Consider the following 23,064-nt stretch of genomic DNA (forward strand, 5'->3'; position numbering starts at 1 on the left):
CGAGCAGGCCGGACCCGTCCGAGGACTGACAAGGACCACGGCCCGGTCTCGCGGGCGATCCGGGTGGCCGGCGCCCGGTGCTGTCTCGTGGTCGGTGCGGCCCAGGCTCCGCCATGCCGGAAATTTGCGTACGCCTGCGGGTTTCCGGTGCTCAGGCGATACGGCGGCCAGCCCTCGAAGTTCTCCTTCGGCACGGTGGCGCCCTTGAGCTTCGGTGCCGCCGGATTCGCGATCTGGGTGGTGAACCGCCTCGGGTCGAAACTGGCGCTGTTTGATCCCGGACAGCCGCAGGACGCCGACCAGGAGCAGGCTGGTCAGGCCGGCGCTCATGACTGAGGCGCCTGGTACGAGTCGGACCGGAACTCCTCGAGCAGCGAGGGACCGCTGGTGCTCCAGCCGAACGTCGCGCGGGCCTTCTCCGAACTGAGCGGGGCCGACGACTGCAGCGCTGCCATCGGGCCCATCGTCGCCTGCGACCCCTGGGAGCGTTGTTGCTCGCTAGGGGATCAGCCGCAGACGCCGGGCGGACTGCACGGCGCTGTAGCGGTTGGTGGCCTGCAGCTTGTGCATGGCCGTGCGCAGATAGCCCTTGACCGTCTCGGTGCTCACGCCCAGCCGCTGCGCGGCCTCGTTGTTGGTGGCGCCCACACCGACCACGGCCAGCACGTCGATCTCACGGCCGGTCAGGTGCTGAGGGTAGAACGAGCTCTTGGCCACCGGGGGAGCACCTTCGAGGAGCTTGGCCGACATCCGGTGCAGACGGTCCTTCTGCTCCGGGTCCGAGGTGGCGCCGGCCTGACAGCGCAGCCGGGCGAAGGTGTGGCGGACCTCTTCGAGGCGGGCCGCGGTATCGGTCGTCATCACGTGCTCAGGCACGAGGACGAGGGATGACGGGCCGGGCGCCGGTACCGAAGGCCGCCGCCAGGCGCGGGCTCAGGCCCAGATCCTCGGCGGCCGAGCGCAGCCGGCTGCGGGTCTGGCCCAGCGAGCTGGCGGTGAGCTGCGCGATCTGGCTGGGCCGGTAGCCCTGGCCGGCCAGGCCGAGCACGCGCCGCTGGGCGGGTGACAGGCGCAGCACCGCGGCCTTGGACGTGTCCACGTCGGCGAAGCCCAGGACCGTGGGAACGATCTCGGGCGGGAACGACTCGCCCGGGAAATCTCTTGCCAGGCGGCGGATCTCGTACACGATGGTGGAGACGTCCGCGTGCATGAAGCATTACCTCCCCGTGGCCGTACACACCATTACAGGCACCGGTACCGCACGAAGTCAACCAAACCGGGAATCCGATTTGCGGCTTTCTCGGCCAATGGTTGACACCAGTTAGTGACTGGCCGGTAAGCCTTTTCGATTCCTGGTGCTCAGGGCTGGATCGTAGGGGTGTTGCGGCGCTCGGCCAGCCACCGCCGCAAGTCCCGGGCCCGGTCGAAGCAGTACCAGGCCAGCCCGAAGGCGATCGGATAGGCGGCCCAGTGCTGCCAGCCCTCGCGGGGGTACCACGCCGAGACCGTGCCGTAGGCGCCCGAGATCAACAGGACGTCCTGCAGCAGTTGCCACCAGAAGGTGGGCTCTGCCTCTTCCTCGTCCCGCTCGTCATCCATGACCGACCGTCTCCTCGGTGTCTGAGGCGGTCCCTTCCGGACGGCAGCCCGCGGCGATTCTAGCGGCCGATAGCCTAGACATTTCTGCAGACCATCAGCCCTTAGGGAGCACCGTGAAGCACGGCGTCACCATCCTCACCGACCAGTCCTGGGCGCAGGCCGGCCCGTTCTGGCTCGCCGCCGAGGAGATGGGCTTCGACCACGCCTGGACGTACGACCACCTGGTCTGGGGCGGCCTGCCGAACTCGCCGTGGTTCGCCGGCCTGCCGATGCTGTCCGCCGCCGCGATGATCACCGAGCGGATCGAGCTCGGCACCGCGGTCTGCGCCCCCAACTTCCGCCACCCGCTGTCGCTGTACCGCGAGGCCCAGGCCCTGGACGACATCTCCGCCGGCCGGTTCGTGCTGGGCGTGGGCACCGGCGGCGACCTGGACTCGCGCATCCTGAACCTGCCCGCCCTCAGCGTGAAGGAGCGAGTGGAGCGGTTCCAGGAATTCACCGACCTCCTCGTCCGCCTGCGCACCGAGGACCACGTCACCTCCGAAGGCCGCTGGTTCTCCACCCTCGACGCCCGCACCCTGCCCGAGCCCAACCGTATGCCGCTGGTCGTGGCCGCCAACGGCCCGCGCGGCGTGCGCTACGCCGCCCGCACCGGCGACGGCTGGATGACCCTCGGCCCCAAGGCCGAGACCCTGGACGAGTGGTTCACCGGCCTGGCCGGGCAGCAGAAGATCTTCGACGAGGAACTGGCCATCGCCGGGCGTGAGCCTGGCAGCGTGCGGCGCTACCTCATGCTCGACGCGCCCACCATGCGTCCGGCCGTGCCGTTCTCCCTGACCAGCGCCGAGTTCTACGCGGACATGACCGGCCGGGCCGGCGAGCTCGGCTTCACCGACGTGATCACCCACTGGCCCCGTCCGGACGGGCCGTACGCGGGCGATGTGAAGGTGCTCGAGCAGGTCGCCGCTCAGATGATCTGATCGGCGCTGCGCAGTACCTGAGCCGAGCTCAGGGCCGCCGCCGGAAGGCCCGGCGGGGCGCTCACCCGGAAGGTGTGCGTCTCGCCGGCCAGCAGCGTCACCAAGGCCTCGTCGGCCAGTGCTTCCGGGTGGAAACGGTCGGCCAGCACGGTGACGTCGCGGGCGAACGAGCGGGCGCGCACCTGCACCGCGTATCCGGTGCGGGTGGTGTGGACTGCGGTTTCAAGTGGAAACGGGTCGTAGTCCAGTTCGCGGTCGTCGGCGAAAAGATGGGTGCAGCGCATGGTTCCGGCCTCGACCACCAGGGCTTGCGAGGAGGGTTTCTCCGGGGAGGCCAGGATGCCGGGCACCTCCAGGGTCTGCGAGGCCCAGGCCGGGACGTCGAGAATCAGGGATACCCCGGCCAGGACCGAACCGTCGAAAGCGATCCGGCGCAGGGTGACGATTTCCTGGAAAGGCTCGGCGCTGTCGTTGATCACCAGCAGGTTGAGCTTGCCGTCGGCGACGCGGACGGTGAGCAGCCGAGGTGCAACCGCCCGCCGTAGCGCGTACCAGGCTGGGCTCGGGCCGGTGATGTCGCCGGGCAGGAGGACGGACCAGTCGGGCTCGGGGGCCCGGGCCTGTTCCACGGCCGAGGTGGTGGCTCGCGCCTCGTGCAGCAGGTCGGGCCAGTCCTTGGCAGGGCCGTGAGCGGGCCAGGCCAGGCGGGCTTCGTGCGGGCTCCAGTGGGCGGCGGCGCTCAGACGTTCGTCGATCACGAACCGGAAGGTGCGCCGGCCCGCGTCCATGGTCGATTCAAGGTGTAACGAGCGAAACCCTGCTTCGGAAGGTTTTTCGACGTCCACGCAGCCCTCCATGGCAGGCGCAAGACAGGAACTTCCTGGCCCCTGGGAGGTTACGTGTCGCTGCTGAGCATTGCCGGAGAGTTCTGGGTTTTCAGGACCAAAGTCCTCACGACTCGCGCACGACCAGGTGCCCGGGAACGGTGTGCAGGCCCGGTGCGGGGGAGCCGTCGATGGCGGCGATCAGCAGCTCACCGGCACGCCGGCCGAGCTCCTGCAGGCCGAGATCGACCGTGGTCAGGGGCGGTCGGGCGGCCTCGGCGCTGATCACCCAGTTGTCGACTCCCACCACCCCCACCTGCATGGGCAACGATGCCCCGGACTCGCGCAGGGCGTCCGTTGCTCCTCGGGCGATCACGTCGGCTCCGCAGAAGATGCCGTCGACATCCGGGTCGCTGCGCAGCAACTGGGCCACCGCGAAGCGTCCCCAGGCTTCGGACCAGCTGCCGAACCACGGGTCGCCGACCAGTTCGAGCCCGTGCGCGCGCAGGGCTTCGACGGTGCTGTCGGCGCGCACGCGGGAGGAGGCGTGCGAGTGCGGGCCGGTGATGTGGGCGATCCGGCGGCGGCCGGTGCGGACCAGGTGGTCGATGGCCAGGCGGGCGGCGCCGGGTTCGTCGCTGGTGACGCTGATGTCGCTCTCGTCGGCGCTCGGGGCCAGGGCGTAGACCACCGGGACGGGCAGGTTGCGGCCGACCGGCTGGCGGGCGTCGGTGCGGCGCCCGGCCACGATGATCCCGTCCACCCGGCGCTCGAGCAGGCGCTTGATGTGGTGCTGTTCGCGGATCGGGTCGTCGCGGCTGTCGCACAGGAAGGCCAGCATCTCGCCCAGGCCCAGGGCGTCCTCGGCGCCGCGCATGATCGGGATGCTGAAGCGGCCGTAGCTGTCGGTGGTGATGATCCCGACCGTGAAGGTGCGGCCGGTCAGCAGGCTGCGGGCCACGGTGCTGGGGGCGAACTCGAGCTCCTCGGCGGCGGCTCGGACCCGGGCCCGGGTCTCCTCGCGCAGGTTGCCGCGGCCGTTGAGGGCCTTGGAGGCGGTGCCGACGGAGACTCCGGCGCGGGCGGCGACATCGGCGATGCCGGCCCGGCGGGGCAGACCGTTCGCAGGCGGCCCGGACTCGGGAACGCTGGTGTCGCTCGTCATCGGATCAGCTAAACAGGAAACCGTTTGTCCGGCAAGAACCGATACCGGCGAGGGGTTGACCCGCTCGTGGGCCCGGCCTACGTTGTGAATCGGACAAACGGTTTCCTAAGTTTTCCTGGCGACGGCGCCGGTTCTTACGGCGGCGTGGCCGGTCCAGATCTGAGAGGGCGTCACGTTGACCCTTGAGACCGAATTCGTCGCGCAGGGCCCGGCCGCACCCCGCCGGCCCGCACATCTCACCCCCTTGCCGTTGCGGTCGGCCGTCCTGCACCCGGAGTCCTCGCTGGGGCGCTGGCAGGACCTGAACGGCGCCGCGACCATCCCGCACTGCGTGGAGAACCTCGAAGCCACCGGTACCATCGCCAATTTCCGGCGCTTGGCCGAGGCCGGGGAGAACGGTCCGGAAGGCGCGTTCGCCGGGCCCTGGTTCGCCGACACCGACCTGTACAAGACGATCGAGGCGATGGGCTGGGAGATCGGCCGCTCCGGTACCGACGCCTGGACGCCCTGGCTGGCCGATCTGGCCGGCCTGATGGAGAAGACCCAGGCCGAGGACGGCTACCTCAACACCTACGTGCAGGGGGTGGAGGGCCAGGAGCGTTTCGCCCATCCTGACTTCACGCACGAGCTGTACTCGGCCGGGCACCTGATCCAGGCCGCGGTCGCCCTGCACCGCGGCAGCCGGGACGAGCGGTTCCTGCAGATCGGCCGCCGGGTGGCCGATTTCGTGGTCAAGCTGGACGACGGGAAGGGCAACCCGATCATCGACGGTCACCCCGAGGTGGAGACCGCCCTGGTCGAGCTGTACCGCGAGACCGGCGAGCAGGACTACCTGACGGCGGCCGAGCGGCAGATCGACCGGCGCGGCCACCGCTCGCTGGAGCCCGGCCGGTTCGGCTCGCTGTACTACCAGGACCATCTGCCGGTGCGCGAGAACACCGAGGCCATCGGCCATTCGGTGCGCCAGCTCTACCTGGCCGCCGGTGCCACCGACGTGTACCTGGAGAACGGCGACGAGACGCTGCTGCGGGCCATGGAGAAGCTGTGGCGCAGCGCCTTCGGCACCAAGATGTACATCACCGGCGGGCACGGTTCGCGGCATCGCGACGAGGCCTACGGCGATCCGTTCGAGCTGCCGCCGGATCGGGCCTACGCCGAGACCTGCGCCTCCATCGCGGCTTTCCAGTGGGGCTGGCGGATGCTGCTGGCCACCGGGCAGGCGCACTACGCGGACGAGATGGAACGGGCGCTGTTCAACGGTATTGCCGCCTCCACGTCGCACACCGGTAAGGCGTTCTTCTACTCCAACCCGCTGCAGCTGCGCACCGGTCACGAGGGCTCGGACGAGGACTCGCCCAGTGAACGGCTGCCCTGGTACGGGTGCGCCTGCTGCCCGCCGAACATCGCCCGGCTGATCGCCTCGCTGCAGGGGTACACGGCCACCGGCACGGCCGGTGCTCTGCAGCTGCATCTGCTGCACGCCGGAACCTATTCCACCGATGGGCTTTCGGTCACGGTGGAGACGCAGTACCCGTACGACGGGGAGCTGGTGATCCGGGCCAGCGGCTCGGGTGAGCTGAGCGTGCGCATCCCGGCCTGGGCGGTCGGGGCCACCGCTTCGGGGGTGGAGCTGGTCGCCGGGGAGTACTTCAAGACCAGAATTGAAGACGGGGAAGAGCTGCGGATCAGCCTGCCCATGAACGCGACTCTGGTGCGGGCGGACGACCGGGTGGATGCGGTGCGCGGCTGTGTGGCGGTACTGCGCGGTCCGCTGGTGTTCTGCGTGGAGCAGGCCGACCTGCCCGAGGGCGTGGTGGTCGAGCAGTTGCACCTCGACCCGGCCGCGCCGATCACCACCGAAACCACCGAGGGTGACGTGGCACCGGTCCGGCTGCGGCTGACCGGAGTGGTGCGGGCGCTGGAACCCGCTCTCTACACCACCCTTCCGGCTCGCACCGAAGGTTCGGCCATCGAGTTCACCGCCATCCCGTACAACGCCTGGGCCAACCGTGGCCCGGGGGCGATGCGGGTCTGGCTGCCCGTGCGGTAAACCATCCTTCTCCCAGCCCGCGCTCCAGTGTCGGGGCGCGGGCGGAAAGCGAAGTCGTCATGGTCAGGACAACGAGGTTCGTGGCAGCAGCCGCGGCCGCGGCCATCGCCCTGGTAGGGCTGGCCGGATGCGGCGGCGGGGACGATAACAGCAGCAGTGCGTCGGACGAGCCGGTCGGCGAGGCGACGCTCTGGGCCCGGGACAGCCAGAAGGGTTTCATCAACCTGCTGGCCGACTCCTACAACAAGTCGCACGAGGGCAAGATCAAGGTCTCGGTGGTCCCGGCGGCCAGCTTCGTGCAGAAGTTCGGCACCGCGGCGGCGTCCGGCTCCGGCCCGGACATCGCCTCGATCGACCTGGTCTACCTGCCGTACTTCGCCTCCAAAGGGGTTCTGGACGACCTGACCCCGGTCCTGGACGAGCTGGAGTGGAAGGACGACCTGAGCCAGGCGCACAAGGACCTGGCCGTGTACGAGGGCAAGACCTACGCCCTGCCGTTCACCGCCGAGGCCTCGGTGACCTTCTACAACAAGGGCCTTTTCGAGAAGGCCGGGCTGGACCCGTCGGCCCCGCCCACCACGTACGACGAGATGCTCGAGGCGGCGCGGGCGATCAAGAAGCTGGGCGAGGGGCACTACGGCTTCGTGATGGCCGGCCAGTGCGGTGGCTGCAACATCTTCGAGTTCGCTCCGCACGTGTGGGCCAGCGGCGGCGAGGTGCTCTCCGAAGACGGCCGGACCGCCTCCTTCGACAGCCCGGAAGTGACTGCGGCGCTGGAGTTCTACCGCACGATGTGGGAGGAGGGCCTGATGGCACCCTCGTCCAAGACCGACAACGGCAGCACCCAGGGCGGCACGTTCCAGAGCGGCAAGGTCGGCATGGTCAACCTGGGCGCCTTCTTCGTGCAGACCCTGGCCGCGGACGAGAAGATCGACTTCGGCGTCACCCCGATCGTCGGCCAGAACGGCGGCACCGCCTCGTTCGCCGGCGGTGACGAGATCGCGGTGACCGCCGGGGCGAAGAACAAGGCGGTGGCCTACGACTTCGTGAAGTGGTCGACCGGCGACGAGGCGCAGACCCTGCTCGCCGAGAACTCGATCGTGCCGGTGCGCACCGACCTGGTGGAGACCGTCTACGGCCCGGACGACGAGCGCTACAAGGTGCTCGGTGAGTCGATGAGTACCGGCCGGACCCCGTACAGCGTGGTCGAGAACGAGATCATCAACGACAACAACGGCCCCTGGGCCACGATGATCAACAAGGCGGTGTTCGGTGGTGGCGACATCGCCGCGGCGCAGGCCGAGGCCCAGAAGGCCGCCCAGGCCATCATCGACGCAGGCTGAGCAGCGATGACCGCGACCTTGACTCCTGCCCCTTCCGCCGCTGCCACCCAGCGGCGGAAGGGGCCATGGCTGACTCAGCGCCGCCGCCGTCAGCTGGTCGGCCTCGCGCTGGTCTCCCCGGCCCTGCTCGTCGTGCTGGTGTTCTTCCTGATCCCGCTGGGCATGACCTTCTGGATGAGTCTGCACGACTGGCCGCTGCTGGGTGAGCACAGCTGGGTCGGCCTGGACAACTACCGCCAGGCCGTGCAGGACCAGACCTGGATCGACTCGGTGATTTTCACGCTCAAGTACACCGTGTTCATCACCCCGCTGCTGTTCGTCGCCGCCCTGGCCCTGGCCGTGCTGATCAACCGCCCGGGCCGGCCGGCCCGGGTGTTCCAGACCATCTTCTTCCTGCCCGTGGTGATCGGTTTCGCCGCCGCGGCCTACCTGTGGCTGTACCTGGCCCAGCCAGGTCTGGGCCCGCTCACCGACCTGGCCGTGCACCTGGGCCTGGGCACCCGGGAGTCGAACTGGTTCGCCACCTCGACCAGCGCCCTGGTCACGGTGGTGCTGATGGTGGTCTGGAAGATGACCGGCATGCAGATGATCCTGCTGCTGTCCGGCCTGCAGTCGATCCCGGTCGAGCTCACCGAGGCGGCCCGGATCGACGGGGCCGGGCCCTGGCAGTCGTTCCGGCACGTCACCCTGCCGCTGCTGCGCCCCACCCTGGCCCTGGTCCTGGTGTTCTCGGTGGCCGGCTCGCTGCTGGCGTTCGACCAGTTCTTCATCATGACCAGCGGCGGGCCGTCCAACACCACCATCACGGCCGTCTATCAGATCTACCGGACCTCGTTCATCAACTTCGACCTGGGCTACGGCGCAGCGCTTTCCGCCCTGCTGATGGTCGTGCTGGCGGCGGTCAGCGCGCTCCAGATGCTCCTGCTGAGGAAGACGGACCATTCATGAACACCCTGCTGGACGTGCGTCGCACGCTCCCGCGCGCGGCCTGGTGGGCGGCGTGCCTGAGCGTGTCGGTGATCGTGCTCTACCCGCTGTGGATCATGCTGTCGCAGTCGCTGAAAAGCACCTCGGAGGCGACCCGGAACCCGCCCACCCTCTACCCGCACGATCTTTCGCCGGACAACTACCAGGCGCTGGGCAACACCGGGGCGGTGGGCATCTGGACGCACGTGGGCAACAGCCTGTTCGTCGCGTTCGGCGCCACCTTCCTGACCATCGTGCTGGCCACCCTGGCCGGGTATGGCTTCGCCAAGATGCGGTTCGTGGGTAGCGGTCTGCTGTTCTTCCTGATCCTGGCCACGTTCATGATCCCGTTCCAGGCGATCATCACCCCGCTGTTCTCGATCCTGCACACCCTGGGCCTGAACAACACCCTGATCGGGCTGGTGCTGGTCTACACCACGTTCCAGCTGCCGTTCGGGATCTTCCTGATGCGCAACAGCTTTGCCGCCCTGCCGGCCAGCATCGAGGAAGCGGCCCTGATCGACGGCTGCGGCTACCTTTCGGCGATGATCCGGGTGATGCTGCCGGTCGCCGTGCCCGGCCTGATCAGCACCGCCCTGTTCACGTTCTTCACCAGCTGGAACGAGTTCTTCGCGGCCCTGGTCCTGATCACTGACGAGGCCAAGTTCACCCTGCCGGTGACGTTGACCGTGCTGGCCTCCAACCAGCTCGGCGCCCTGAACTGGGGCATCATGCAGGCCGGGGTAGCGGTCACGGCGATCCCGTGCATCGTGCTGTACCTGGTGCTGCAGCGGTACTACGTGGCCGGGCTGGTGGCCGGCGCGGTCAAGTAGCTCTCACCCAGCCTGAGCAACCGGTCACTCGATGCCGGATCGGTTGGGGCGTAGACGATCACGAAAAGGCCCCGGTCGTTGGTGAGTTCCATCCCCTCGCAGGTCAGGGCGAGATCACCGACGACCGGGTGCTGCAGGTGGGTGTCGCAGGCCTGGTGCTCGCGCACGTCGTGGGCAGCCCAGAGCCGGCGGAAGTTTGCGCTGCCGGCGCAGAGCTCTCCGATCAGGCGGGTGAGTTCGCTGTCGTGCGGCGACCTTCCGGTCTCGGCGTGCAGCAGAGCCGCCTTCTGGGCGGCCAGATCGCTCCAGTTGCGGTAGAACACCGGGGCACTGGGGTCGAGAAAAGTGAAGCGGGCCAAGTTGGCCGGCGACTGGCCCAGGACCGGGGCGAGCAGAGCCGCGGCGAGCTGGTTGGTGGCCAGGACGTCGAGACGGCTGTTCTGCACGAACGCCGGAACCTCGGGCATCCCGTCGAGCAGTTGCTGCACGATGGGCCGAACTGCTTGAGGACGTGTGGGCGCAGAGTTCTTGCTGGTCACCCTGGCGAGGTCGTACAGGTGGGCGCGCTCGGCCGCATCCAGCTGCAGAGCCCGGCTCAGGCCCTCCAAGATCACCTCGGACACCCCGGCCGCGTTACCGCGCTCGAGGCGCACGTAATACTCCCGGCTCATCCCCGCCAACAGGGCGACCTCTTCGCGACGGAGCCCGGGCACCCGGCGACGGCCGCCGAAATCCGGCAGACCGGCCTGCTCGGGCGTGAGCCTGCTGCGGCGCGAGGTCAGGAACTGGCGGATCTCGTTCTGGCGTTCCACAGCCACGAATGTACGTGCTGGACGGGCGTGGCAAAGGGGTACTCGGATTGACCCCCTGGACAAGGACTCGGTAGGCGGCGCCCGAGCGCGCAGAGTGAGGGCGTTCAGGACCCCTCACTTACGGAGCAAACCGTGCAGATCCACCTGGTCAACGCCCATCTCACCTATCCGGACTGGTCGGAGGGCACCCTCAACGCCGCGATGGCCGGGAAAGCCAGATCACGCCTGCTCGAGCGCGGCCACCAGGTCACCGAGACCCGGATCGAGCAGTCCTACGACCCGGAGATCGAAGTTCAGCGGCATCTCGACTCCGGCCTGGTGATCCTGCAGACCCCGATCAACTGGTTCGGCGCCCCGTGGATCTACAAACGCTACGTCGACGAGGTCTTCAACGCCGGCCTGCACAGCAAGACGTTCCTGGACAACGACGGGCGCACCCGTTCGGACCCGACCAAGCAGTACGGAACGGGCGGCCACCTGCACGGCCGGGGCTTCTTCGTCGCGGCCACCTGGAACGCGCCGGCCGAAACCTTCAGCAACCCCGACAGCGTGCTGTTCGAGGGCAAGAGCGTGGACGACCTGCTGCTCGGCATCAGCACCAGCTACAAGTTCGTCGGCTACCGGGTCCTCGAGCACTACGGGATCTACGACATCTTCCGCAGCGCAGACGTGCCCGCCGGTATCGACGGCTACGCCGCTCACCTGGACAAGCAACTGGCCGCGCTGGGCTGACTCAGCCGGCTGTGAGGTGGCGTACCAGATGTGCCGTCAGGCGGGCGCGTTCGGACATGCTGTCGAGCACCAGGTACTCGTGATCGGCGTGAGCGCCCCCGCCGACGGCGCCCAGACCGTCCAGAGTTGGTACCCCGACCGCTGCGGTGAGGTTGCCGTCGCTACCGCCACCGACCGAAACCCCTCGCAGGTTACCGTCGAACTGGCGAGCCACCTCGAAAAGCTGCGCAGAGACGTCCTCAGGCATGGGAGGCCGGGTGATCCCGCCGGACACCTTGAGGACGGCCTCAGGATGGCGCGGCTCGAGCGCACCGAAACCAGCTTCCAAACGTTCCTTCTCGGCAACCGAGGCGACCCGGACGTCTACCGTCAAAGAAGCCTGAGCCGGAACCACGTTGCTGGCCGTACCCGCGCTCGCCATCGACGGCACCACTGTCGTACCCAGTTCCGGCCGCGCCAGCGCCGCAATCGCCAGCACCTGATGCGCCGCCTCGACCAGCGCGTTCACTCCGGCCTCGGGCTCCAGCCCGGCGTGCGAGGCCCGTCCCGTGATCGCCACCTCGAACGTGCCGCAGCCCTTGCGCCCCGTCTTCACCGCACCGCCCTCACCCGCGCCCTCGAACACCAGCACCGCCCCGCACTCCAGGGCCAGCTCCTGGATCAGCTCGCGCGAGGCGTTCGAGCCGACCTCCTCGTCGCAGGTGATCAGCACCTCCACGCCCGCCCGGCGCTCCAGCAGGGCCAGCCCGTGAATCGCCTGGACCAGACCACCGAGCATGTCGAAAACACCTGGGCCGTAAACCCTGCCGTCGGCCACGGTGAACGGACGCTCTGCCAGCGTGCCGTGCGGGAAGACCGTGTCGTGATGGCCCAGGACCAGCACCTTCGGCGAGCCACCGCCCGACCAGCGAACATGCGGGCCCGCAGGGCTTTCCACCAGAACGGCCGTACCGCCCAGCCGCTTCTCGAGTACTCCGGCGACCGCTGCGGCGGACGCCTGCAGAGCCGCCAGATCGCTGGAGGGTGACTCGATCTCGACGAGGGTGCGCAGGTCGTCGAGCATGGCTGGCAGATCGGGCTCCATGGGCTCAAGGGTAGCTGTAGGGTCGCGGGCGTGGATGCGTACGAACTCGCTGCGAAGCTGCCCCCGATCGAGGTTCTGCGGGATCGGTGCCGGGCGCTCGCGGTGCTGGACCGTACGTTGGCCGGCGAAGACGCCTACCACTACTACGTGCCGGTCTGGGGTGAAGGGCAGGCGGCCATCCACCAGAACGGCGGCGGCGACGAATGGGCGGTCATCTTCACGCCCGACGGCTGTTTCATCCGGGTCTTCGACCACGAGTCCAAGATGACGCCGTACCGCGACTCCGATATGGATCTGTGGCCCGGTCTCTTCGACGGCCTGCCCGAGGCTTTTCGCGATCAGCTGGAAGAACCGGCGTTCAGTGACGACGGGGACTACGTCGCCACCGCTTTGCTGTGGCGAGGCTTCGGTGACCCGCAGTGGGCGACCGGCCGGAACATCGTCTTTCCCGAGGTCGAGGGTACGGTGGCGAAGAGCCCGGACGGCACCGAGATGCTGGAGATCCTGCTCGACGACATGGCCGACCGTTACCCGGATTTCGCCGAGGACATCTACGAGATGGTCGTGACAGCGGACGACGTGACGCGGGTGATCGCCCGGCAGCCGTTGACCGACGAGCTGCTGCTGGCCCTGAACCCCGAGGCTGATCTCGACGACGTCCGGGGTTACGCCGCCGAGATCGGTTATCCGGCCTGACCTTTAGGCGCCCCAGCCGGGTGGCGCATCGATCTTCTGGCCGAAGACCGGGTTGTAGTATTCCCACAGCTGCTCGCACCGGCCCTGATCGTCCCTGCGCAGGATCAGGCTGCCGGGCAAGGTGACCCAGTCGTTCGCGGCCTCGGGCTGCCACTGCGGATCGCGCAGCGTGGCCCACCATTCGACCACGCTGCGAGGGCCCTGGGTGATCGGGACACCGAAGACCAGGGTGAGGTCGGACTGGGTGTCGGTGGCCCGTTTCCAGTAATCCGCGATCTGGCCGTGGCCGAGGTGCGGGGGTTGGGTGGGGGAGGAATGGTAGGCGGCCTCGGGGGTGAAGAGCTCGAGGACGGCCACGTCGTCCTTCTCCCGCCAGGCAGCGGCGTATGCATCGATCCACTCTGAAAGATCCATGCCTCCATCCTGCGCCCGTCCGGTACTGGGTGCTACGAAAGGTGGCTGAATGCACACAACGGCTCGTGGTTCAGCGATGAGTTCGGCCGCGTGGCCGAGTCGTGATGAGCGAACGTAAAACCAGAAGCTGAGGAGGCAGTTCGTGAACTACACCCTGGAAGTCGTCAACGTCCCGGTCGCCGACATCGACGTGGCCAAGGCCTTCTACAAGGACCGGATGGGCTGGCCGGTGGACCACGACGTGGCGCCGGCACCGGGGGTGCGGTTCGTCCAGATCACGCCGCCCGGGTCGGGGTGCTCGATCGTGCTGGGCTGGGCGTCGGGGATGGCACCGGGCACGTTGAAGGGGCTGCAGCTGGTGGTGGCCGACATCGTGGCGGCGCATGCCGAGCTGAAGGGGCGAGGCGTTCCGGTGAGCGACGTGCAGGTCGTCGACGGGGACGCGGCGAAGCTTGAGGAGGGTGGAAAAGCACTGGACAACGTGGGTTTCGTCTTCTTCGAGGACCCGGACGGCAATGGGTGGGCGATTCAGCAGATCTCGGCCCGAGCGTCCTGAGTAATAGTCAGTAGAGGCTCTTGTCTATTACCTGCGGGGGTGTCAGGCTGGTCGGCATGGGGATTGAGCGATTTGAGGTGCAACGTCAGATCGAGGCGCCGGCGGCGGAGATCTTCGAGCTCCTGACCGATCCGCAGGGCCACGTCCGGATCGATTCCACCGGCATGCTCCAGTCGGCCGAGGGCAAGAAGGTGCGGCAGGTGGGGGACCGGTTCGTGGTGCACATGGACCGCGAGGCGCTGAACGACCTGCCGATGGGCAAGTACGACGTCGAGGTGATCATCACCGGGTACCGGCCGGATGCCCAGATCGAGTGGATGATCTCCGGCACCGTCCAGCCGCCGATCGAGCACCTGTGGGGCTACACGCTGACCCCGAACGACGGGGGAACGCTGGTCGGGTCCTACTACGACTGGAGCCGGATCCTGCCGCAGTATCGTGGGCTGGTGAATTTTCCGATCATTCCTGAAGCCGGTCTTCGGGCCACTCTGGGCATCCTCGCCCGGAACGTCGAGAAACACTGATGGCCATCGAACCGTACGCCAGTGGCTACCTGAAACCTGGCGACGGGCAGGAGATCTACTGGGAGACGGTCGGCAATCCCGACGGTGTTCCGGCGGTCTACCTGCACGGCGGCCCGGGCTCCGGCGCCAAGGAGAACATCCGGGAGCTCTTCGATCCGGAGGTCTTCCGGGCGGTGCTGTTCGACCAGCGCGGATGCGGGCGCAGCCGGCCGTCGGCCGAGACGGTGGATGTGGATCTGACGGTCAACACCACTCAGCACCTGATCGCGGACATCGAGAAGCTGCGCGAGTCGCTGGGGATCGAGCGGTGGATCGTGACCGGCATCTCCTGGGGATCCGCGCTGGCCCTGGCCTACTCGCAGGCGCATCCGGAGCGGGTGCTGGGCATCGTGCTGGTGGCGGTGACGGCGGGCACGCGGCGGGAGACCGAATGGATCACTTGGGACATGCGCCGGGTGTTCCCGCGGGAATGGGAAGAGTTCGCCGCGCTGGTGCCCGGCGCCACCGGTGACCTCTCGGCCCCCTACGCCCGCCTGCTCGCGGACCCGGATCCGGAGGTTGTCGAACGGGCGGTCAAGGCCTGGAACACCTGGGAGGACGTGCACCCTTCGCTGGCCCCCGGTTTCGAGCCCTCCTACTCCTTGCAGGAGATGAAGGTCCAGCGCACCAAAGCCCGCCTGATAAGCCATTACTGGGGGAACGGCCACTTCCTGGACCAGGCGCCGATCCTGGAGAACATGGCCAAGATCGGGCACATCCCCGGCGTGCTGATCCACGGCCGTTACGACGTCAGCTCGCCGCTGGACACCGCCTGGGGCCTGCACCAGGCCTGGCCCGCGAGCCGCCTGGTGGTGATCGGCGACGAGGGGCACGGCGGCGCGCAGATGTTCGCATCCTGGATCGACGCCCTGAACGACCTGGGAAAGCAGGCCGGTCAGACGCTTCGGGGCTCGGGGTGAATGTCGGAGGCGCTGGGCGGCCTGAACGTTCTGGAGACCCGCTCACCGCCGGGAGCGCCTTCGATGGTGAGAGTTTCGTTCTCGACCAACGCGCTGACCAGCGTGGTGAAGTCAGGTAGCGGTGCCCTGGTCAGCCTGTGCAGGTCGCGCAGCAACATCGGCTCCTGCTGAGCCAGCACCACCTCGATCGTCTGCCTGAGTTCGTTGTTGACAACGGTTGCGGGATCGTCCGTCGGGGCAGATTCGTCCGGGAGCACGATCGTCCGGTGCTCAGGCCCGCCAGTGGCCTCGCCCGGCGGGTCCGAGTTGACACTCCGCAGCTCACGCACGTGGTGCGCAGCCTGCGTCAGGACCTTGCTTCCGACCAGGGCCATCAGCGAGAAACCGAGGATGTGGGACTTCGCGGTATCGGGGATGTCTGCGTTCTGGGCATCTCGCAGCGAGGAGATCTTGGAGCTCACCCGGGCCACCTCGTCCGGCGGTGGGTTCTGCAAGGTCGCGACCGTGTAGGTGAACATGGTGTCCGCGTTGTGCTGGAACGAGATGCCGTGCATCGCCCGGCGTACGTGTCGCATCCGGGCCAGGGCCCGCTCCCGGTCCACGGCCCGGTCGGCCGCGGTCAGAATCACGTGCAGCACAGCGTACGGGCCCACGCTGACGGTGTGATCGCCGGCCGTGATGTTGAGGAGCGAGCTGCGGAACACGGCGGTGGCCCCGAATCCGGCCAGAAAGATCTGGGCGAACTGTTCATGGTCAGGGCCGGCCCCCAGGTCCCACCCGAAGCGCTGGACGATGTGCAGGGCTGCGAGCGCCGCGCCGATGTTGACCAGTAGATACGCAATGCCCGGAAGAGAGACCGAGGCGACGACGGGTGCGTCCCGGTAACGGGACACCAACTCGGCCAGTGAGGTGAGGTAGCCCAGCAGGCCAGTCAGGTAGAAGGACCAGTAATCCGGTTCCTCGCTGCGGATGACCCACCCGGTCACCACCGCGAACCCGACCATCATGACGCAGCAGACCAGGATGTGCCGACCTCGCCATTCTGAGGCAGCGTCGGCGAAAGCCAGCCCTCGTCGGCCGGACCGGCCGCTCCCGGGCCGCATCGTGCTTCTAGCGGGGGAGCCGGACACTCTCGTCGCCCGGGAGCCCGTCGAGCACGACCAGCCGGCACTTCTCGAACTGGAGGACGATCTCGGAGGTCACCAGGGTGTTCTTGCCGAGTTTCTGGGCCAGCTCGTAGAGCGACAGCTGGCCTCCGCCCTCGGACAGGATCTCGAGGATCGACTTGTCGTCGCCGGGCCTGCGCGGATGAGGGGGAGTGGCCCCCGCTATCCGAAGATCGTCGCCGACCAATGTCTTTCCCCCCAGTGCGATGTCCAGGCCGTCGGGTACGACAGGCATTCCGCTCGGATAGATCATGGTGCTGGTTCTTCTGGCCATATCGATCAGCCTCCCCCGGTTGACGGCCCATCAGCTGACGGTCCTGCCAGTGCTCAGGAAGTTAGCACGCTGTTCCCGGCCGGATTCAGTGTTCGCGAAAACTGCTGGAACGCAGCGGGATTCTGAGGTTGATGATTCGTCATCATGGGGACATTCGCGGCCTGCTCGTCGTGATCGCAACTTTCTCACGACGCATCGGCGTCTACCCGTTGAGTCAACTCCGAACCGGACGTAGCGTGAGGTGCGTGACCAATGGGGATCTCGCCGCCACCATGTCCGAAGCGGCCCGCGCCTGGCTGCACAGCCTGAACGCCGGGCAACGGGCCCAGGCCCTGTACGCCTGGCCTTCGGACGAGGAACGGCTGCGCTGGTTCTACACCCCGACCGATCATGGCGGGCTCTCGCTGCACAAGATGCAGCCGGGGCAGCAGGGCCTGGCCATGCGGCTGCTGGCCACCGGCCTGTCGGATCCGGGCTACGTCACCGCGGCCACCATCATCGGCCTGGAGAACGTGCTGGACAAGGCCGACAGCTGGGAAGTCGACTGGGGACGCCCGCGAGGTCGTGACCCTCAGGAGTACCGGTTGCGCATCTTCGGGGATCCCGATGGAAAGGGTCCCTGGTCCTGGCGGTTCGGCGGGCATCACGTCTCGGTCCAGCACCTGGTTCTGGACGGAGCCGTGCAGGCGAGTACCCCGTGTTTCCTGGGCGCGGACCCCGCCTCGTCCCCACTTCTGGGCGGTCTGCTCCTGCGCCCGTTGGGCGCGAGCGAGGACCTGGCCGGGGGCCTGGTGCGCTCGCTGGACGAGGAGCAGGCAGCCAAGGCGGTGCTCGCCCCGGTGGCGCCCGTCGACTTGGTGACCGGCAACCGTCCTCAGATTGGAGACGGGAACAACGTGATTCCCCTGGCCGACCTCTGGCGAAGCCGTTTCACTGCGCCCCGGCTGCGGGACAGCGTGGAGGCCGGGCACGAGATCGCCGAGACCAGAGCCGGAATACAGCCGGAGCATCGGGCGGCGGTGGAATACTCGTCTGTCCCCAAAGGCATTCCGGCGAGCTGGTTGTCGGCATCCCAGCAGAGTCTGCTGCGGCGTTTGCTTGGTACCTTCATCGATCGCGTGCCACGGGAAGTGGCCGAGCGGGAGGCCGACAAGTACGCCGGGAATCGTTTCGACGGCGTTCACTTTGCCTGGGCGGGCAGCAAGGAACCGGGCCGGCCGCACTATTTCCGGGTGCAGGCGCCGGGACTGCTGGCCGAGTGGGACAACACGCAACGGGATGCCAACCACGTCCACTCGGTCTGGCGTGACCCGGACAACGACTTCGGCGTCGACGTGCTGGCCCAGCACCGGGCGAACTTTCATTGAGGACGTAGGCCGGGCGCCGGTTGGGTGGGCTGCTGGGCGACGGGCGCCTGCCCGCCTTGGCGCTGGCGGCCAGGTGGATCCGGTCGTTGTTGTGGCTGGTCTGAGTCAGCGGCGCCACTCTGGCCCTGGAGCCTGGTCCGCGGCTGGGTGCTCGATGCCTCCAAAATCTTCACTCGTGAAGCAGGTTCTCTGTCCCTGGCGTCAGTAGAACCTCCATAGTGATGGAAGGTTTTGATGCGATTGGCATCGCGCGAATCTCCAATCTTGTGTAGCTTTGTGGAATGGCTGATCTGATCCGCATCTCGGAGGTTGCTCGGGAGCTCGGAGTCTCTCCCTCGCGCTTGCGTCAATTGGCCGACAGTGGGGTCATTCCCTCGGAGCGGTCGGCTGGAGGGCATCGTCTCTTCGATCCGGGGGCCGTCCGTAGCGCTCTGGCGCAGCTCATGTCGACCTCGGACTTCAGCTCTCGCAGATGGTCGCGGCCGGACTGGCATCGCACGCTCGAACTTTCCGGTCTTCAGGAGGACGTCGTCTGGCAGGACGCTCTGGCTGAGGCCCTGCATGACCGGATGAGTCAGGAAGGCCGCTCCACGGCCGCCTACGCCTTCACCGAGATGCTGAACAACGCGATCGACCATTCAGGGGCCGAGGAAGTCCAGGTCAGTGTTTGGATCTCGCGTGTGGAGGCTCGCTTCGAGGTCGCGGATCGAGGCCGAGGTGCTCTGCCACACCTGAGGGAACGTCTGGCACTGAGCGATCTCTACGACGCGCTCGGTGAGCTCACCAAGGGCAAGACGACGACGGACCCGGACCGTCATACCGGTGAGGGGATCTTCTTTACCTCGAAAGCGGTCGATGTGTTCACGCTGGAGTCGGGAGGGATCAGGTGGACCGTCGACAATGTGCGCCGTGACCAGGCCGTGGGTGCCAGTGATGTCACTGAAGGCACCAGGGTGCGCTGGGAGATGGATCCGTCCACGGAGATTCCCATCTCAGAGGTGTTCTCGGCCTATACAGATGAGGATCTCGACTTCGCGCGCACGCGGACCGTGGTCAAGCTCTTCGGCTTCGGGGTTCGCTTCGTGAGTAGGTCCGAGGCCAAGCGCCTGTTGCGCGGGCTGGAGCGTTTTTCCCACGTCACCATGGATTTCAGCGGTGTGGAGGAGGTCGGCCAAGGATTCGTGGACGAGATCGTCCGGGTTTGGCCACGGCAGCATCCGCAGACCGTTGTCGAACCGGTCGGAATGGTCGGGCCGGTGGAGTTCATGGTCCGCAGGGGCCTGCCCCGTCGGGACGGCTGAGCCTGAATCGGGCCATTGCCCGGGGATGCTGTGCTGCCCGAACTTCTTGGTGCCCAAGGGGGAACGGGTGCTGTTCAGGCTGCCGGGGCGGACGAGGAGGTAATTCGGCCTGATAGTGAGGGTTTCACTGGTTCTGTTAGTTTCGCCCATAGTCTGACCCCTTAGGTGCTGAAGAACGGAACCGGGGGTTGTGATGCAGAAGGACACCGAGCTTGCTCCGTTGACGTTCCGGGTGCTGGGGCCCCTCGTCGTGATGCGGGGTTCGCGTCGGGTCGAGATCTCTTCCGGTAAGCAGCGTGCCCTGCTCGGGCTTCTGCTGGTCCGGGCCGGTGAGCCGGTCGCCCGGCAGACCATCATCGATGCGCTGTGGGGCCCGGACGCCCCGGCCTCCCGGATCAACCTGGTCCACACCTACGTGAGCCGGGTGCGACGGGCGGTCGACGCCGGTCGTGGGGTTCGCGGGCGGGAGTCCTGGCTGGTGACCAGGGGGTCCGGTTATGCGATCCGGACCGAGTTCTGCGATCTGGATCTGCTGCGTTTCCGGGCTCTGGTGGCCGGTGCCGAACGGGAAGAGCAGCTGCCGCAGCGGTTGCGCCTGATGCTGGACGCACTTGAGCACTGGCGTGATCCGTGCCTGGGCGATCTCGACGAGCACCTTGCGGAACATCCGTGGATCCGGGATCTCAACCAGGAGTGGACCGACGCGGTGCTGGCCACAGCCCGGATCGCCGGTGAGCTGCGGCGCACCGGCGAGATCGTGCCGCATCTGAGAGCGGTCAGCGCGCTCAACCCCCTCAACGAGGCGGTGCACGCCTGGCTGGTCACCGGACTGGCGGACTCCGGAGCCCAGGCGGCTGCCCTCGCCGAGTACGCACAGATCCGCGGGCGCCTGGTTGAGGAACTCGGGATCGAACCGGGCCCGCACCTGCAGGCGGCCCAGCGTCACGCGCTGGGCCGGGCTGATCCGCAACCGGCCACACCGTCGCAGGGCGTGGCCCTGATACTCGGCGATCAGAGCGATTTCGTCGGGCGGGAAACGCTTCTCGACTCGCTGCGCGCGGAGATGGGCCGGTGCTCGGCGCTGGTGCTGACCGGAGCCGGCGGTGCGGGCAAGAGCGCTCTGGCCGTGCAGCTGGCCCACCGGCTGGCGCCGCAGTATCCGGACGGGCAGGTTCACATCGAGGCTCAGCATGGCGATGCCGTCGTGCCCCGGCTTCAGCGACGGGTGCTGCACGCCCTCGGGCACACGTGTGATCAGTTACCCGGTGACGCTGCTGAGCTCGCAGTGGTGTACCGCTCAGCCCTCGCGGACCGTCGTCTGCTCTTGGTGTTCGACAACCTGGCCGACGAGACCCAGTTGGCTCCTCTGCTTCCAGGCAACCAGACCTGCGCCGTGGTCGCGACCAGCCGGGGGCGACGCCGCAACTTTCCCAATCATCAGGTGCGTGAGGTGGACTCGTTCACCTTGGCGGAGGGGATTACCTTCCTGGCCCAGATCCTGGGTTCCGAGCGGGTGGCGCAGGAACCGGCCGCGGCGGAAGCGATCGTCCGGCTGTGCAGCGGGTTGCCTCTGGCTCTGCGCATCGTTGCGGTGCGGCTGGCCGACCGGCCGCAGTGCAGCCTGAGCCGGATGGTGCAACGTCTTTCGAGGCCGGGCGGACGGATGGCCGAGCTGTCGCTGCCGGGCCTGTGCGTGCGGGCAACCTTCGAGGACGAACTGGATCAGCTGGATGAACCGGCCCGGAAAGCTTTTCACGCGATCGGAGGCCGGCGGGACGAGCGTTTCAGTCAGCAGACGGCGATCGACTGGCTGGGCCACAGCGACGACATCGTCGAGGAACTGCTGGGTCAGCTCACCGACCGGAGGCTGATCCGCTTCGACGGTCTGGACGAGGGCGGCGGTTCCTGGTACTCGCTGTCGGGACTGAACCGGATTCTGGCTCAGGAGCTGGCGCCCTGACAGTCGGGTCCAGAATCCGGCCAGTTCGGGTCCAGTACCGGTGATCCAGAATCGATCCCGCCACCAGACGGAAGCGAGGTGACCCACGTGAAGAAGATCGAGATCCGTAAGGCCGGCCCGGTTCGGATGACGGCCCCGGCCTGCACGACGTACAAGAAGCCGACGTAGGCCGACTCGCTGGTCAGCGGCACCGGGGCTCGATGGTGGCCCCGGTGACCGCTCCGGCGCTTTTCCGGGGGGATTCATGACATCGGTGACCACGCGCGAACAGTGGCTCGACGCGGCGCTGAGCCTGCACCGTCTGGTCTACCAGCCGGAGGGCGAGCAGGTAACGGTCGGCCGTCGCGACATCGACGTCTACATCGTGGTGCCTCCGGACGGCGCCGAGGTGATCCGGCGCCTCGAGGAAGGCCGTACGCCGCGCGAGACCGCGGACTGGTACTTCACGGAGTACGGTGAAACGCTCGATATCCATGACCTGGTCGAGTCTCTCGAGGAATGCCAGTTCCTGCGACCGCCGGACGCCGGTGAGCGACCACCGCCGGAGGCCGTGCGCTGGAGGAGGCTGGGCCGGGTGCTGTTCAGCCTGCCCGTGCTGCTGTCGTTCGGGCTTGCGATCGTGGCCGCCGCGGTGGCGGCCGCCCAGAAGCCGGACCTCCTGCCCCGGTACGAGCACATGTTCTTCAGCTCCTACTACTCGATCAGTCAGCTGGGGCTGTTCCTGATCGGGATCCCTCTCATCATGGTCCATGAGGCTTTTCACGCCCTGGCCGGACGCCGGCTGGGCCTGAACTCCCGGCTGCGTCTGGATCGCCGCCTGTACTTCGTCGTCCTCGAGACCTCGATGGACGGCCTGGTCACCGTGCCCCGCCGGCAGCGCTACCTGCCGATCCTGGCCGGCCTGCTGTTCGATGTGGTCTCGATCGCCTCGATGATGCTGATCGCCGACCTGACCCGGACGCCGGAGGGGAGTTTCAGCAATGTGGGACGATTGTGCCTGGCGGTCGCGCTCGTCTCGTGGCTGCGGGTGCTGTGGCAGTTCAACTTCTACCTGCGCACCGACCTGTACGTGCTGTTCACCACCGTACTCGGCCTGAACGACCTGCACGGGGTGACGAAACAAGTCATCCGTAACCGTTTTCACCGCCTTCTGGGTCACCCGGAGCGAGTCGTGGGGCCGGACGGCTGGGATCCGGCCGACGTGCGGGCCTCACGCTGGTACGCCTGGCTCGTCGTCGTGGGATACACCGTCAGCCTGGTCAGTTTCGCCTGGCTCGTGCTCCCGGCGACGCTGCACATCATCACCGGGGTGGCGGAACGCTTCGCCGCCGGAACCCGGACACCGTTGCCGGAACTGATCGATTCGGCCGTCGTGACCGCGGCCGCCCTGGGACAGCTCGCGATCTGGTTCGCCCTGCGGGCCCGGGACCGCCGAAATGCCGTCGGATGAAGGAGAACA

At 67.6% G+C, this 23,064-nt stretch carries 26 protein-coding genes; 15 read left to right on the forward strand and 11 right to left on the reverse strand.

What is annotated here, in order from left to right:
• Positions 1-87: 87 nt before the first annotated feature.
• A complete protein-coding gene (locus LR394_RS39145) occupies positions 88-336 on the forward strand; it encodes a hypothetical protein (RefSeq protein ID WP_231449781.1) in 249 nt (82 codons plus the stop codon).
• On the opposite strand, the gene LR394_RS42535 is transcribed toward LR394_RS39145, so the two are convergent.
• The 4 genes from LR394_RS42535 to LR394_RS39160 form a co-directional block, all read right to left on the reverse strand.
• Positions 327-455 (reverse strand): hypothetical protein, encoded by a 129-nt coding sequence (locus LR394_RS42535; RefSeq protein ID WP_269330508.1) that lies wholly within the window; start codon positions 453-455, stop codon positions 327-329. The genes LR394_RS39145 and LR394_RS42535 overlap by 10 nt on opposite strands.
• Before the next feature lie 43 nt (positions 456-498).
• Entirely contained in the window at positions 499-861 is a 363-nt protein-coding gene (locus tag LR394_RS39150; RefSeq protein ID WP_231449782.1) for a response regulator transcription factor, read from the reverse strand.
• Between the two features lie 7 nt (positions 862-868).
• Positions 869-1,210 carry a helix-turn-helix domain-containing protein gene (locus LR394_RS39155; protein WP_231449783.1) on the reverse strand — a complete coding sequence of 114 codons (342 nt, stop codon included), beginning with the start codon at positions 1,208-1,210 and terminating at the stop codon, positions 869-871.
• A gap of 149 nt (positions 1,211-1,359) precedes the next feature.
• On the reverse strand, positions 1,360-1,599 hold the full coding sequence (locus LR394_RS39160; RefSeq protein WP_231449784.1) for a hypothetical protein: 240 nt from the start codon (positions 1,597-1,599) through the stop codon (positions 1,360-1,362).
• 113 nt (positions 1,600-1,712) lie between these two features.
• On the opposite strand from LR394_RS39160, the gene LR394_RS39165 reads away from it, so the two are divergent.
• Positions 1,713-2,579, forward strand: a complete 867-nt coding sequence (locus LR394_RS39165) for an LLM class flavin-dependent oxidoreductase (RefSeq protein WP_231449785.1) — start codon at positions 1,713-1,715, stop codon at positions 2,577-2,579.
• Here the strand turns inward: LR394_RS39165 and LR394_RS39170 are convergent.
• Positions 2,567-3,367 (reverse strand): hypothetical protein, encoded by an 801-nt coding sequence (locus tag LR394_RS39170; RefSeq protein WP_231449786.1) that lies wholly within the window; start codon positions 3,365-3,367, stop codon positions 2,567-2,569. The two genes, LR394_RS39165 and LR394_RS39170, sit on opposite strands and share 13 nt — an antisense overlap.
• A gap of 163 nt (positions 3,368-3,530) precedes the next feature.
• A complete protein-coding gene (locus LR394_RS39175) occupies positions 3,531-4,568 on the reverse strand; it encodes a LacI family DNA-binding transcriptional regulator (protein WP_231449787.1) in 1,038 nt (345 codons plus the stop codon).
• A gap of 175 nt (positions 4,569-4,743) precedes the next feature.
• Here LR394_RS39175 and LR394_RS39180 point away from each other — a divergent pair, with 175 nt between their 5' ends.
• The 4 genes from LR394_RS39180 (at position 4,744) to LR394_RS39195 (ending at position 9,760) form a co-directional block, all read left to right on the forward strand.
• Positions 4,744-6,618, forward strand: a complete 1,875-nt coding sequence (locus LR394_RS39180) for a glycoside hydrolase family 127 protein (RefSeq protein WP_231449788.1) — start codon at positions 4,744-4,746, stop codon at positions 6,616-6,618.
• Between the two features lie 80 nt (positions 6,619-6,698).
• A complete protein-coding gene (locus LR394_RS39185; RefSeq protein WP_231449789.1) occupies positions 6,699-7,961 on the forward strand; it encodes an ABC transporter substrate-binding protein in 1,263 nt (420 codons plus the stop codon).
• Between the two features lie 18 nt (positions 7,962-7,979).
• Positions 7,980-8,909, forward strand: coding sequence for a carbohydrate ABC transporter permease (locus tag LR394_RS39190; RefSeq protein ID WP_407937208.1), 930 nt, complete (start codon positions 7,980-7,982; stop codon positions 8,907-8,909).
• Positions 8,906-9,760, forward strand: a complete 855-nt coding sequence (locus LR394_RS39195) for a carbohydrate ABC transporter permease (protein WP_231449791.1) — start codon at positions 8,906-8,908, stop codon at positions 9,758-9,760. The genes LR394_RS39190 and LR394_RS39195 overlap by 4 nt, the downstream gene beginning before the upstream one ends.
• Here the strand turns inward: LR394_RS39195 and LR394_RS39200 are convergent.
• On the reverse strand, positions 9,724-10,572 hold the full coding sequence (locus LR394_RS39200) for a helix-turn-helix transcriptional regulator (protein WP_231449792.1): 849 nt from the start codon (positions 10,570-10,572) through the stop codon (positions 9,724-9,726). The genes LR394_RS39195 and LR394_RS39200 overlap by 37 nt on opposite strands.
• A gap of 132 nt (positions 10,573-10,704) precedes the next feature.
• On the opposite strand from LR394_RS39200, the gene LR394_RS39205 reads away from it, so the two are divergent.
• On the forward strand, positions 10,705-11,304 hold the full coding sequence (locus tag LR394_RS39205) for an NAD(P)H-dependent oxidoreductase (RefSeq protein WP_231449793.1): 600 nt from the start codon (positions 10,705-10,707) through the stop codon (positions 11,302-11,304).
• Position 11,305: 1 nt separating this feature from the next.
• Here LR394_RS39205 and LR394_RS39210 read toward each other — a convergent pair whose 3' ends face one another.
• The gene (locus LR394_RS39210; RefSeq protein ID WP_231449794.1) at positions 11,306-12,388 is read right to left on the reverse strand and encodes a M20 family metallopeptidase; all 1,083 of its coding nucleotides are present in this window, start codon (positions 12,386-12,388) and stop codon (positions 11,306-11,308) included.
• A gap of 30 nt (positions 12,389-12,418) precedes the next feature.
• On the opposite strand from LR394_RS39210, the gene LR394_RS39215 reads away from it, so the two are divergent.
• A complete protein-coding gene (locus tag LR394_RS39215; RefSeq protein ID WP_231449795.1) occupies positions 12,419-13,084 on the forward strand; it encodes a hypothetical protein in 666 nt (221 codons plus the stop codon).
• 3 nt (positions 13,085-13,087) lie between these two features.
• Here LR394_RS39215 and LR394_RS39220 read toward each other — a convergent pair whose 3' ends face one another.
• Positions 13,088-13,498 (reverse strand): nuclear transport factor 2 family protein, encoded by a 411-nt coding sequence (locus LR394_RS39220; protein WP_231449796.1) that lies wholly within the window; start codon positions 13,496-13,498, stop codon positions 13,088-13,090.
• Positions 13,499-13,640: 142 nt separating this feature from the next.
• Here LR394_RS39220 and LR394_RS39225 point away from each other — a divergent pair, with 142 nt between their 5' ends.
• Genes LR394_RS39225 through pip form a run of 3 tightly spaced genes read left to right on the forward strand, consistent with a single transcriptional unit; the run spans position 13,641 to position 15,537 of the window.
• Complete coding sequence (locus LR394_RS39225; RefSeq protein ID WP_231449797.1) at positions 13,641-14,054, forward strand: VOC family protein; 414 nt, start codon at positions 13,641-13,643, stop codon at positions 14,052-14,054.
• A gap of 56 nt (positions 14,055-14,110) precedes the next feature.
• A complete protein-coding gene (locus LR394_RS39230; RefSeq protein ID WP_231449798.1) occupies positions 14,111-14,578 on the forward strand; it encodes an SRPBCC family protein in 468 nt (155 codons plus the stop codon).
• Positions 14,578-15,537: a prolyl aminopeptidase gene (gene pip, locus LR394_RS39235; protein ID WP_231449799.1), complete on the forward strand. Its 960-nt coding sequence runs from the start codon at positions 14,578-14,580 to the stop codon at positions 15,535-15,537. The genes LR394_RS39230 and pip overlap by 1 nt, the downstream gene beginning before the upstream one ends.
• Here pip and LR394_RS39240 read toward each other — a convergent pair.
• A complete protein-coding gene (locus LR394_RS39240; protein ID WP_231449800.1) occupies positions 15,513-16,544 on the reverse strand; it encodes a hypothetical protein in 1,032 nt (343 codons plus the stop codon). The genes pip and LR394_RS39240 overlap by 25 nt on opposite strands.
• A gap of 103 nt (positions 16,545-16,647) precedes the next feature.
• Entirely contained in the window at positions 16,648-16,938 is a 291-nt protein-coding gene (locus LR394_RS39245) for a hypothetical protein (protein WP_231449801.1), read from the reverse strand.
• A 284-nt stretch (positions 16,939-17,222) separates the two neighbouring features.
• On the opposite strand from LR394_RS39245, the gene LR394_RS39250 reads away from it, so the two are divergent.
• From LR394_RS39250 to LR394_RS39265, 4 genes are all read left to right on the forward strand, one after another.
• Complete coding sequence (locus tag LR394_RS39250) at positions 17,223-18,344, forward strand: DUF3500 domain-containing protein (protein ID WP_231449802.1); 1,122 nt, start codon at positions 17,223-17,225, stop codon at positions 18,342-18,344.
• A 281-nt stretch (positions 18,345-18,625) separates the two neighbouring features.
• The gene (locus LR394_RS39255; protein WP_231449803.1) at positions 18,626-19,645 is read left to right on the forward strand and encodes an STAS-like domain-containing protein; all 1,020 of its coding nucleotides are present in this window, start codon (positions 18,626-18,628) and stop codon (positions 19,643-19,645) included.
• A gap of 193 nt (positions 19,646-19,838) precedes the next feature.
• Positions 19,839-21,605, forward strand: coding sequence for a BTAD domain-containing putative transcriptional regulator (locus LR394_RS39260; protein WP_231449804.1), 1,767 nt, complete (start codon positions 19,839-19,841; stop codon positions 21,603-21,605).
• A 253-nt stretch (positions 21,606-21,858) separates the two neighbouring features.
• Positions 21,859-23,055: a hypothetical protein gene (locus tag LR394_RS39265; RefSeq protein WP_231449805.1), complete on the forward strand. Its 1,197-nt coding sequence runs from the start codon at positions 21,859-21,861 to the stop codon at positions 23,053-23,055.
• The last annotated feature ends 9 nt before the right edge of the window (positions 23,056-23,064 follow it).

The sequence above is a fragment of the Kineosporia babensis genome (assembly GCF_021129305.1).
Taxonomy (GTDB): Bacteria; Actinomycetota; Actinomycetes; order Actinomycetales; family Kineosporiaceae; genus Kineosporia; species Kineosporia babensis.